Origin of the sequence: Sporanaerobacter sp. (genome assembly GCF_047830725.1) — a bacterium.
Lineage (GTDB): Bacteria > Bacillota > Clostridia > Tissierellales > Sporanaerobacteraceae > Sporanaerobacter.
This window is the reverse complement of the sequence record NZ_CP181252.1, coordinates 1,678,944-1,690,947: the sequence shown is the minus strand read 5'-3', so window position 1 is coordinate 1,690,947 and position 12,004 is coordinate 1,678,944. Positions and strand designations below refer to the sequence as shown.

Here is a 12,004-nt window from a genome sequence, read left to right as displayed (position 1 = left end):
AACTCATAAACTATATTTCTAGCTTCGTTAAAGTTATTAATATATATTTTGTTAGAAAATTTTATGATTATTAACATTAGTATATAAGCAATTATTATAATAATCAAAAAGTAACCGACCATCTTGCCGATATAATTAATGCTATTAATGTGGCAATACATACAGATAAAATAGAAAAATAATTAGTATTTAATAACATTCCTATTTGCTCAGAATCACCAAAGATACTAACCATAAATGCCCCAGGGCCTTTAGCCTTAATAATTTTATTGTCTTTTCTAGTTACAGATTTTAATAGCTCTATTTCTATTTTGTTTTTTATTGTCATAAATAGTCCATTAAGTATTAATGCCTCTAATATAGCCATAATTGATACCATTAGACCTACTATAAAAAATAATAAGATTATACTTTTATCAAAGGTTTTTAATGATATCAAATCAATAATCTTTTTTTGCAATAGTGGAAAAATAATTCCTAATACATTTACCCCTATAGAAATCGCTGCCAAAAGCAAAAATTGAACTCGTTCCTTTTTATCTATTCTACTAATAATAAAGTTAATAAATTTTTTGGTTTTTTTTAGCAATATACTCACCCCTCACATCCTTATTATTGGGCTCTGATTCAGCTTATTAGCATCACTTGCCTTAATTGTCTTTCGTTTAATTGAGTACACTCTGATGAATATCTATTGCATGGATAGACATCTCCTTATTTAAAATATCTGGTGGTACATTAACCTCTTTAAATCCTATTGATAGTAAATCGTTATATATTTTAGAAAGTGATATATTAAAATCACAATATGTCCCACGAGCATGAGTGTTTTTTATAGAATTTAACAAATAATCTGGATTTTTTAATACTTCATTGTAAGAGTCCTTACCACATTGGCAAGTGGTCTTTGACTGTTTTGCACTTCCCAATCGCCATCAATGCTTACGGCCACACTAAAATCATTTTCTGCAAGAAAATCAATTTTTTCCTTATTTAATAATGTAGCATTTGTCACAATATGAAACTTGAATTTTTTCTTTCCAGAATAATTAGATTTAGTATATTCAGATGTTTCAACAATTTGCTCATAAGCCATTAATGGTTCACCACCAAAAAATATAATAGATGCTTCTCCATCTTCTGGAACTTGCTCCATAAATGCATCTACTGCTTTTTGAGCAATATCACTTTCCATTATTCCTTAAGTTTTCCCATAGTCCCCTCGATGTGCAAAGCAATAGGTACAACGAGCATTACAAGTATTGGCTATACACAGGAATAGCCAATATCTTAAATTTTTAATATATTCTTTTATTCTATCATCTTCCTTGTTAACTCTACTCTAATAAAAACTAATAATTTCATTAGTATCATTCATATTTATAGGCTTTACTAACTTTTCATATTCATTATCTGGAATTAAAAACAATTGTTTATACTTAGTCAAATACAAGAAATTTCTCTCTCCATTTTTAAAGGCATGATATTGAATCACATTAATTCCTCCTAATATTTTAATAATAACAATAATACCCTTAATAAATTAAGGGTATTATTGTTACATCTAATTTAATGACAGTGGCCAGCTATCTGCTGACCCACATCCTGAATAACCACAAGACAAATAGATTTCTTTATCTTGTACCTCTAGCTTAATTTTGCCTGAAAGTAATGGTATCCCAAACTCCATTTGTTTCCCTCTTCCAACTGTCATCATATCACCCCCAATGAACCTTGACAACCCCTTGATTTCAGACATCTTCAGACATCTTCAGACACCTTCCGATGTGCTTTACCACATACTGATATGTTTTATCAAACATAATAAAAAAGCCAGTCAGGACTATAGTTTCTAATCCCAACTGGCTCTTACAATATCTACAATCTATTCAATTAGACACCCAACCTCTGTTTCCTCTAAAAAACTTACCATTATCTTCCCATCCACAAACACTGTCATCTTCTCAATCATTTTGAACTATAAATCTATATCAAATCCTTTCAATTAGATCTCCATATTCTAAATTCTCAATAAACCCCTTATCGCTAAAAAGTGCACCCACCCAATAAAAAACCTATCTTAAACTTACTCCCAAAAACAACAAAACCCCTTGAAATAAAGGAGTTTCTATTGTATCAATATTTAGTTCTTTTATGTCTGTAAAATTAATTTTTAATACAATTTAGCAATATTTGATTAACGCTAAATTGTGCACCTAACTACAAAAGCCTTTTAAATATATATTCTTGTTTACAGATTATAAAAAACCTTTCTTCCTTTTAATAAGTGCTCCTATTGAATATAATACAAAAATTGTTTAGTAGATATTATACTAATAATCTCAATAATAAATTGGAATTTGTAAGGCTACTAACCTATTTCTTTATTTCCAAAATATTGTATCAAAATAAGAACTAATGCACTGCAAGATAATATTCCATCCATAATTCCCGCTGGAAGCATAAACGTCATCAATGCAATAGTAATAACACAATTGATAACAGAAAGTACTAATCCCCACATTTTGTTTTTCAATAATCCTATTGCTCCTACAACTCTAATAATTCCATATATCATTCCAGCAATCATCATTAAATAAAGGTTTTCTTGAAAATATGGAACAATAAAAGAAAAATATTGTCCGACATCATATTTATCTGTTCCCATAACTAAAACAGGAATTAAAAAAAGGCAACCTCCTATTTCCATAAAAGCTCCATGTATAATCATCAATATTGATGCCAATTTATATTTTTTCATATCTCCGTTCCTCCTTTGCAAATTCCTATTTATATATTAGATAAATAATCATTGTTTCACAACATCTTACAATTGTTTATTAAAAATTAGATTTGTAGATAAACATAAATCACTGTTAAAATATTTATAAGTCCAATTATTCTTGCAATCTTCTTTCTGTTGCTTAACCAAATTACCCCAGAAACATTTGAGTTCATATTATAGCCCGCCAAATCAAGCTAAATTATACAAATACCCCAGCCTTGAATTTTTTTACATATATACATCAATTATTTTAATCAAATATTCCTAATTATCTTTATTCTATCAAATATATTAACTAATTTCTACCAGATTTTATTTAAAATGAAAAACAACCCACTAGTCTTAGGTTTTTAACCTTTAAACCAGCGGGTTCTAAATCTTTATATCCCTATTTCTGTTCCATCTCTAAAGTGGAATATTATATTATTATCATCTTCTATAACTACTTCATCTATAGTAGATGTCCATAAAGCTTCATTAAAATCTGTTAAAATTGTATCTTGGCTTTTAAGTCTGTCTATGAAGGTATCTATGCTATCTTTTCTAACTTTGTTTTCTTGCTGCTTTTCTTCGATTTCATTTAATTCATCTTGGGCCTTTTTATATCTTTCAACTAATTCATTATACTTTTTTGAATATTCCTTCTGATCCATAGCCTTTCTAGAATTCTCATTTACCATCTTTCTAAATAATTCTTCTACTATTTCCATTTCATTTTGAATAGTAGCTACCTTCTTCTCTAGCTTCGTTGTGTCTAGTAGTTCTTCTAATATAACTTCATAGCCCATTATAATTTCTTCTTTATTTTCTATTAAAAAATAAAAAGCTTTGATAAATCCTTCTTTAATCTGGTCTTCATAGATGTCTGGGTGGCTATTCTCTACATAATACTGTGAAACTTCTCCTTCATTAATCTTTTTATATGCCCCCATGTCACATTTTCAGAAATTGATTGGCTTTCCTCTTGGGCTAGAGAACTCATTAAAGTATCTACTGTATTCCTAGCAAATCTAGAAATGGATTTTGTAATTTTTCATTTGTAACCTTATCATCCTTGTTACCTCCCTGTGTTTTTGGTACTTACATATATCACTCTAAATATAGGAAATTGCAAGGGTTATATCATCATTTATTAAAATAAAAAAGCAGGCTAGTAAAGCCTACCCCCCCTGATTAAATATATTTCCTGTCCTTATAGCTCCAATTTTTAAAAAATTCATCTTCATCAACCATTGACTTATATGGTGGTAATGTAAAATTAATAATTATATTAACTACATCAGTAAAATCAAGTTCATATTTTAATATTTTTTTACAGAAATTGTCCCATCTCTTTTGAATTTGGTTATCTTTAGTAAGTCTTGCAATTACAACAACAGAGTCCTTTTCATATGGTGTGCCTCGATTAGATAATGTTTCATATATTGCTTCTTGAAGTTTCCTACCCTCAAAATCAAATGTTGTTGCTAAATAATATATATCATAAAAATCCTTCATACGACCTGTAGCTTCCATTAAAGATATAATCGCATCTAATTTCTCTGCTACTGTAGATTCTAAAGAATAAGTTAATACCTCAGGTTTTTCAAACTCTGGAAGTAATACTGGTAGAGTTCTTTCAACTGGGGAAGGTACAATAATATCTCCAACTCCAAAGTCTATACTAAAAGGTGTCTTTGTCCTTCCAATAATACCAGTAAGGTTGACTCTGATACCATGATACTCTTTAACCTCACTAATTTCCTCTAAACCTCTAATTTTAAACTCTACAAAATCATTATTGCTAGGTGAAGAAATAACTTCTTTAACAAGCTTTTCTATAGCATCTAAATCATTTGAATAATTCTTTAAAAGATAATCTGCATCAACTGTTGGTCTTGTAGTAAATCCACTAATTGAATATAATAAAAAACCACCTTTAAGAATAAGATTTTCTTTATAATTACTCCCTGAAAGCCTTCGAATAAATTCTTCTTGGCAAAATAAATTTAGTAGTTGTTGCAATGGGATGCCTTGTTCTTTCGATTTGTTTTTTAGTCTTGCTAAAACTGATGCTTCAATATTTCCCATTACAACCACACTCCTATATATGTCTGTACCTTATTCTTAATGTTAAAAACTTTAGCATATTCAAACAAGTTCCTCACATTTTTCTTTGGATCTTTTATATAACGCTTTATGGCATTAGTAAATACTTCTTCCTCAAGTTTCTTTTCATAACGAAGAACATCACATATAGTCCGATCCCTGTCATATATTCTAACTTCTACACCGTCTACCTGTATTGTATCTATACCAATATCTATAAATTTAGGTTTTAGATAATAAGGCTCTATTAAAGGATAATCAATGTCATATTGAGTAGTTTTACTATACCTATCCACTGCTATTTGCCAAGCTAGAGGTATTCTATCTGTATATCCATAATGCATCATTGCACTTTCTAGAAAAATTACTGCTTTAGGAAACAATCTTGCTATAATAACTTCTTCTTTTGGAACATAATCTATTAGTTCATAAAAACCATATTTTATTCTAGAAATTACGCCCTCTTCAATCAACTTATTTATTTGTCGACTAGAAAATCCTAAATCTTTAAGCTCTGACGTTTTAAGAACTCCTCCATGTTTTTTAAATTCATTTTTCATTTTATCAATTTTAATCATTTTTGCACCTCTTGGCCTGCACTCGTTTTTAAGTGCAGTCTTTTAAGTGCATCTTACCATAATGTTACTTTTAATACAAGAATATTATCATAAAATTTTTTAAACATCTTTATATGGTATTTTCTCTCCGTCTCTTATTAGGAAAACTTCTTCATCACCTTTATGGAGTTCTATATGGTCCACAACTGTTGCTGGGGCAACTCTTTCAGCCTTCAAGCACTCTACACAGAAAGGTTACTTGTTTAAAACAACTAGGGAACATACAAAAAACTGCACATCCATGTGCATAATTTAGCATTAGGGTGTGCAGTGGTTTCTATTGTATCAATATTTAGTTTATGTATGTCTATTGACTCAAATTTTAATACAATTTAGCAATATTTGATTAACGCTAAATTGTGCACCTAGCTATTTAAACTTATTTCATTTCTATACGATTGTAAATTTCGACAAAAATCGAGAACTATCTGGTACATTTGCGAGTATATCTTTAATTCCCTTTATTCTATCAAATATATTTGCTTCATTTCTCATCTACTTTCTAATCTTTAACGCTTCCTCCATTAATGGGATTAATCATATACATATTGCCATATAGGTTATAATTTTTATTGCTTACCACCACAAAATAATTAAAAGTTGAATAAAGTGTTATATTTACTATATTTATATTCCCAACTTTTGATAATTGTATATAGTGTATGTTTTCATTATCAAAATATTTTTTACCTAGTATTTTAACATAACTTATTATTCCCATATATTCCTCTTCGGGCAATTCTCCAATTATCCCATCATAATCAGCTTTTATATCCTTGTATATATAATCACTTAATATCTTTGCTAACCTTTTTCCTTGTTCATCTTTTAAATAGTCCTGTCCAACAAGATAATACATAAACTCATATGCTATTTTTATAAATTCCATTTGAATTTTGTACAAATCTACTGACGTAGACATTCTAATAGTAGGCCTTTCTTTCTTTATTTCTGCTTGGTCTCGTAAATCCTTAATTTGTTGATTAGTTAATTGCGATTTTCCAGCTCTTTTAAATTTTTTATTTATAATTTCAATTGCCTCGCTCATAGAACTTGTTAATATGTTGTATTCTCCTGTTTCTTTATTGAATACTACTTTAGGTACTAATGTCGGCTTTAAATTATCATCACAATATACTATTCTTCCATCTAGTGTAACACCCTTTCTAAATGGATTAGGTATTTTGCCAGATTTACCTTTAATATTATTAATAAATCTGTCTAATTGAGATATAATATTATTAGTTATTTCACAATCTACTTTTTTTCCTAATTCACTATTACATTCCTTACATACGGAATCTATAATTAAATTTTTATTTCCAATTGACTCAGGAATTATATGTTCTATATTAAATTCTGATTTTGATTTGCTTTTTCTACAAATTATACATATTTTCTTTTCTTCCATAAATTTCAGTCCTCCTTACTACTCTACTTCTTTTCCTTATCAGCTAATATCTGTAGTTGAATTTTTTACGGGAAGTAAAAATTTTTATAAGAAAAACCTCAGATTATTTAAAAACTCAATCTGCTGGATGAAATTATACCTAAGTCTTCTGCTAGGGAACCTTTTAAGTTTCTCTTAATATTTCGCCTAACCTGCCTTGACAGCTTGTATATATTTTCATCAGTAATAAAGTATCCCTTTGATTTAATAATTTCTACCAAACTTTGTTTATCTACATTGTTTTTTTCTGAATATATATCAATAGCTTGACTAGATATTTTATTTAAACCAATCATTTCATCTGTTATACCAACAATATCTTCTTTGGGAAACAATTCATTTATACCAGTAAAAAACTCATTAATCATTTTACTATTTTCATAATTTTGATAAAATTTCACTTTACCTACCATTTGGTTGTATTTACTCCAGTCACGTACTTTAATAGATGTAGCGCTTTGTTTATGAGGTCTTTTAAAGGGTTGTACTCCTAAAGGAGAGTATCCATCAAGATTATGTGCTATACTTAAATCATGATAAATAATTCCTATTCCTTCTCCTACTGGCTCATATGTTTTCTTTTCACTATTATATCTATTAGTTGCAAAAAAAGCAGCTACTGCTATGTCAAAAGTAAAATCTACAAGATTTGTTTTTAAACCATAGTGTTGGGCTAATGATTCAAAATCTATATCTAATGTTTCTTCTATTGCCATTTCAACTATTGGATGACTTCTTAAGACTAATTCGTAATCAATAATTTTAATGTTATCTATTATAAGTTCCTCTTTGCTTGGGTTATCTCTTAATATATTAGGCTGAATAAGCCAATCTTTAGTTTGTCCTCTGTATATATTTATCATGAGCATATGTGGCAATAATCGTGCTTTACCATTAGGCATTTCAACTATCATGAAATTATTACTCATAACTAAATTTTTATTACCTTTTTCAACTTCTAAAAACCTTGTACTTGGTTCTAATGTTTCTACCACTCTAAAAATATCATCAAATACTTTATCTTCCAAATCTTATGCCTCCTCACATAATATAATTAAAGTTTAACAGCTTCATTTTCACCTTCCTCTCTAATATTTATATTACCAATAGATTTTTGTATATTTGTTATTTTATTAAAATTATCATTCATTCGTCATATATAGTATAGGAAACTATCAGTTATCAATAACAATATTTCTTAAAATTTTAGTTCCACATAATATAAAATCATCAGAATCTTTCTCTATATGTAAAAAGAGCCAGAGGAATAATCCCCTGACCCTTCATAATGTCTACCTTAATTATCTTAATAATTGTAGCACTGTTTGAGGTGCTTGGTTTGCTTGAGCAAGCATTGCTGTTGCTGCTTGTTGTAGTATATTTTGTTTTGTGAATTCCATCATTTCTTTTGCCATATCTACGTCTCTGATTCTTGATTCTGATGCTTGTAAGTTTTCAGCGGATGTATCTAAGTTCTTGATTGTGTGCTCTAATCTATTTTGGAATGCACCTAGTTTGGATCTTTCTTTAGATACATTTTCTAAAGCCTCGTTAACTGTTGTGATAGCTTTATCTGCAGCTTCTTGTGTATCTACTCTGATCGCTTTATTCTTTTCTTCTGTATCTAGAGTTACTTCAGCAGCTATTGTTCCTACTGCAGTTTCTCCTGCAACTGATGATTTAAAATCAATACCTATCTCTTTTAATTTAGCTTGAACATTTTCTAATGTTGCAGTTTGTCCAGCCGTAACCGTTACTACTCCTGCATTATCTATTGCTATAGTTACATCAGTATTAGCTGCATTAGCTGCAAATTTTAATCCTGTTACTTTTTTATTACTTACTTTAACTTCTACATTTTCAAGCGCCCCAACTTTTACATTTGGTTTTTCTAGTTTAATTGTTGTAGCTGTTGCAGCTCCTATTTTAGTAGTACCACCATTAGTATCAGTATCTGTACTACTTAATGTAACATCAAAATCTTTTAAAGCTGCATTTATTTCAGTTACACCTGCTCCCTGAGCTGCTAAAACAGATAATTTGCCATCTTTTAAAGTAGCTTGAACACCTGTAGTAGTATCAAACCCAGTATTATCCAAAAACTCAATTTCTTTAATATCTGAATTTGTAGACGTTACTGTTACATCTTTTAAACTTCCAATCTTTCCATCTAAAGTTGTTCCTTCCATTTTATCTGGAAGTGTTAGTCCTAGTGCTTTAGCTGTCATGCTATTTACATCAAAGGATATATTTTGCTTTTCGTTTGCTCCTATGTGGAATTTTTTTCCTTCAAAAGAGCCATCTAATAGTTTCATTGTGTTGAATTCTGTTGTTTCTGCGATTCTTGTAATTTCTTCTGCTAATTGATCCATTTCGTCTTGGATATTTGTTCTATCAGCATCTGTATTTGTATCAGTTGATGATTGAACAGCTAATTCTCTCATTCTTTGAAGGATTGCATGTGTTTCATTTAATGCACCTTCTGCTGTTTGAATAAGTGATATACCATCTTGGGCATTTCTACTTGCTTGATTTAATCCTCTAATTTGGCCTCTCATTTTTTCGGAGATAGCTAGTCCTGCTGCATCATCTCCAGCACGGTTGATTCTAAATCCTGAGGATAGTTTCTCTAAGGATTTAGCTGTTCCTGCATTGTTGATACCTAATTGTCTGTTGGCATTTAATGCCATAATGTTGTTGTTAATTCTCATTATATATTCCTCCTTGATTTTTGTTTTTTGTGAGCTTCCGTTCTCACAATTTATTTATAACAAGCCTTTTGGCTTATTACCATATTATTTGTCAGTTTTGTCTATGATGTTTTTATTTCGTTCATAAACTTCTCCTCTTACAATTGGTACATCTTTTGGAGCATCTATGGCTAGTCGTAAATCTCCTGCTTCACTTTTTACAACTTTGACAATAATCTTATCGTCAATTACCACATATTCTCCAGGTTTTCTCCCTAAAACCAACATATAATCTCCTCCTTGATTTGTCTTACTATATATATCGACAAAGATAAACAAAAGATTAATACTTTTTGAAAAATTTTTATTTAAATTAATGTAACGGGACGGCAAAGCCATCCCCTACTCCCCTACAATACATATATCGTCAAGGTAATTATAAAAGTTTAGGGTTTTTGTGAATTTATTTTTATAATATTTCCTGTTTAATTTTAGTCCCATCCTTGAAGTGGAATATTATATTATTATCATCTTCTATAACTACCTTATCTATAGTAGATGTCCATAAAGCTTCATTAAAATCTGTTAAAATTGTATCTTGGCTTTTAAGTCTGTCTATGAAGGTATCTATGCTATCTTTTCTAACTTTGTTTTCTTGCTGCTTTTCTTCAATTTCATTTAATTCATCTTGGGCTTTTTTGTATCTTTCAACTAATTCATTATACTTTTTTGAATATTCCTTTTGGTCCATAGCCTTTCTAGAATTCTCATCAACCATCTTTCTAAATAATTCTTCTACTATTTCCATCTCATTTTGAATAACAGCTGCCTTCTTTTCAAGCTTTGTTGTGTCTAGAAGTTCTTCCAATATAACTTCATAGCCCATTATAATTTCTTCTTTATTTTCTATTAAGCTATTAAAAGCTTTGATAAATGCCTCTTTAATCTGGTCCTCATAGATGTGTGGAGTTTTGTATTATTCCCCACATACTATTTTCCCTGAAAAACAATTTCCCCCTGTCTTGTAACCTTTTGCTTCCTTTCGCTTTTTCATCTCAAGTTGCACTAGGTCAAAGGTTTCTGGTTCAATAATAGCTGGATGGCTGTTCTCTACATAATATTGTGGAACTTCTCCTTCATTAATCTTTTTCTTCTTTGTTAGAAAATCAACTGTATAAGACTTTTGTAATAGTGCATCCCCTTTATATTTTTCATTTTGCAAAATACTTTGTACCGTTGAACTACACCACACTTTCTTCCCCCCAGGAGTTGGTATGTTTTTTATTGGCCATATGGAAGGCTTACTTTTCCATCTGAAAATCATTTTCACATCTTGTACATATTCCCCAATCATTATCGCTAAAAAGTGCACCCACCCAAAAAAACTGCACACCCGTGTGCATAATTTAGCATTACTGTGTGCAAATATATATAAATTCATATTATATTCATCCCCAAAAACAACAAAACCCCTTGAAATCAAGGAGTTTCTATTGTATCAATATTTAGTTTATGTATGGTGGAGGCGGTGGGTGTCGAACCCACGTCCGAAAACGCTTTGTAAAGAGCTTCTCCGAGTGCAGTCAGTATTTTTTCATTCCCTCCACTTGACCCCTACTGACAGGGTTCAAGTTTCAGTAGCTTCATGATTTCCGTTCCCTACTCAAAGCTTTGTAGGGCTCGGGTCCCCACTAAATTGACGCCCTATCTTGAGTCGTGGGATTCTCAAGCAGGACGGCTACCTGACTAGGCAGCTAATGCGTAATTATCGTCTGCGTTTAATTTTAGTTGCCACTTTTAACGTTGCTTGGCGACAACGACTCGCTGCTCTTTACTCCACGTCCCCGTCGAAACCAAATTCGCCCCCATTGATTAATTAATATCTTTCTTTTACTTGTCTTTGAATTTTTCTTTCAACTTCTTTTTTTGCAATATCTTCTCTCTTGTCATACAATTTCTTGCCCTTGGCAATAGAAAGTTCAATTTTAACTAATCCATCCTTTATATAAACTGTCAATGGAATCAATGCATACCCTTTTTGTGAAATAAATCCTGCCAATTTCCCAATTTCCCTCTTATGAAGAAGAAGTTTTCTAGTTCTAAGAGGATCTTGATTATATATATTTCCTTGCTCATAAGGGCTTATATGCATATTGTAAATATAAGCTTCTCCATTTTCAATAAGAACATAGCTATCCTTGATATTGCATCTGCCTTTTCTTATAGATTTGACCTCTGTTCCAGTGAGAACTATACCTGCTTCTATAGTATCTTCTACAAAGTATTCGTGTCTTGCTTTTCTATTGGTAGCCACTATTTTAACATTTTCATTAGTCATAACAATCACCACATTACTTTTTGAGTCTATCATTTA

General features: G+C 30.4%; 15 protein-coding genes and 1 other RNA gene. All 16 read right to left on the bottom strand.

Features of this window, described 5'->3' with window-relative positions:
* Positions 1 to 103: 103 nt before the first annotated feature.
* Positions 104 to 598, bottom strand: a complete 495-nt coding sequence (locus ACFWUA_RS08300) for a hypothetical protein (protein WP_416197576.1) — start codon at positions 596 to 598, stop codon at positions 104 to 106.
* Positions 599 to 862: 264 nt separating this feature from the next.
* Positions 863 to 1,195: a radical SAM protein gene (locus ACFWUA_RS08295; RefSeq protein ID WP_416197575.1), complete on the bottom strand. Its 333-nt coding sequence runs from the start codon at positions 1,193 to 1,195 to the stop codon at positions 863 to 865.
* A 147-nt stretch (positions 1,196 to 1,342) separates the two neighbouring features.
* Complete coding sequence (locus ACFWUA_RS08290) at positions 1,343 to 1,495, bottom strand: hypothetical protein (RefSeq protein WP_416197574.1); 153 nt, start codon at positions 1,493 to 1,495, stop codon at positions 1,343 to 1,345.
* 69 nt (positions 1,496 to 1,564) lie between these two features.
* Entirely contained in the window at positions 1,565 to 1,714 is a 150-nt protein-coding gene (locus ACFWUA_RS08285; protein ID WP_416197573.1) for a hypothetical protein, read from the bottom strand.
* Between the two features lie 657 nt (positions 1,715 to 2,371).
* Positions 2,372 to 2,761, bottom strand: a complete 390-nt coding sequence (locus ACFWUA_RS08280; RefSeq protein ID WP_416197572.1) for a DUF2127 domain-containing protein — start codon at positions 2,759 to 2,761, stop codon at positions 2,372 to 2,374.
* Between the two features lie 404 nt (positions 2,762 to 3,165).
* On the bottom strand, positions 3,166 to 3,717 hold the full coding sequence (locus ACFWUA_RS08275) for a hypothetical protein (protein WP_416197571.1): 552 nt from the start codon (positions 3,715 to 3,717) through the stop codon (positions 3,166 to 3,168).
* A 241-nt stretch (positions 3,718 to 3,958) separates the two neighbouring features.
* Positions 3,959 to 4,855 carry a nucleotidyl transferase AbiEii/AbiGii toxin family protein gene (locus tag ACFWUA_RS08270; protein ID WP_416197570.1) on the bottom strand — a complete coding sequence of 299 codons (897 nt, stop codon included), beginning with the start codon at positions 4,853 to 4,855 and terminating at the stop codon, positions 3,959 to 3,961.
* Complete coding sequence (locus ACFWUA_RS08265; RefSeq protein WP_416197569.1) at positions 4,855 to 5,451, bottom strand: type IV toxin-antitoxin system AbiEi family antitoxin domain-containing protein; 597 nt, start codon at positions 5,449 to 5,451, stop codon at positions 4,855 to 4,857. The genes ACFWUA_RS08270 and ACFWUA_RS08265 overlap by 1 nt, the downstream gene beginning before the upstream one ends.
* Positions 5,452 to 5,992: 541 nt before the next feature.
* Positions 5,993 to 6,901 (bottom strand): HNH endonuclease, encoded by a 909-nt coding sequence (locus ACFWUA_RS08260; protein WP_416197568.1) that lies wholly within the window; start codon positions 6,899 to 6,901, stop codon positions 5,993 to 5,995.
* Between the two features lie 107 nt (positions 6,902 to 7,008).
* Complete coding sequence (locus ACFWUA_RS08255) at positions 7,009 to 7,968, bottom strand: FRG domain-containing protein (protein ID WP_416197567.1); 960 nt, start codon at positions 7,966 to 7,968, stop codon at positions 7,009 to 7,011.
* 273 nt (positions 7,969 to 8,241) lie between these two features.
* Complete coding sequence (locus ACFWUA_RS08250) at positions 8,242 to 9,651, bottom strand: flagellin (protein WP_416197566.1); 1,410 nt, start codon at positions 9,649 to 9,651, stop codon at positions 8,242 to 8,244.
* Positions 9,652 to 9,735: 84 nt separating this feature from the next.
* Positions 9,736 to 9,918 (bottom strand): carbon storage regulator, encoded by a 183-nt coding sequence (locus tag ACFWUA_RS08245; protein ID WP_416197565.1) that lies wholly within the window; start codon positions 9,916 to 9,918, stop codon positions 9,736 to 9,738.
* 181 nt (positions 9,919 to 10,099) lie between these two features.
* Positions 10,100 to 10,516: a hypothetical protein gene (locus ACFWUA_RS08240; protein ID WP_416197564.1), complete on the bottom strand. Its 417-nt coding sequence runs from the start codon at positions 10,514 to 10,516 to the stop codon at positions 10,100 to 10,102.
* A 90-nt stretch (positions 10,517 to 10,606) separates the two neighbouring features.
* Positions 10,607 to 10,954: a recombinase family protein gene (locus ACFWUA_RS08235; protein ID WP_416199192.1), complete on the bottom strand. Its 348-nt coding sequence runs from the start codon at positions 10,952 to 10,954 to the stop codon at positions 10,607 to 10,609.
* Positions 10,955 to 11,147: 193 nt separating this feature from the next.
* Positions 11,148 to 11,497, bottom strand: a transfer-messenger RNA (tmRNA) gene (ssrA, locus tag ACFWUA_RS08230).
* Between the two features lie 9 nt (positions 11,498 to 11,506).
* On the bottom strand, positions 11,507 to 11,968 hold the full coding sequence (smpB, locus tag ACFWUA_RS08225; RefSeq protein WP_416197563.1) for an SsrA-binding protein SmpB: 462 nt from the start codon (positions 11,966 to 11,968) through the stop codon (positions 11,507 to 11,509).
* Between the last annotated feature and the right edge of the window lie 36 nt (positions 11,969 to 12,004).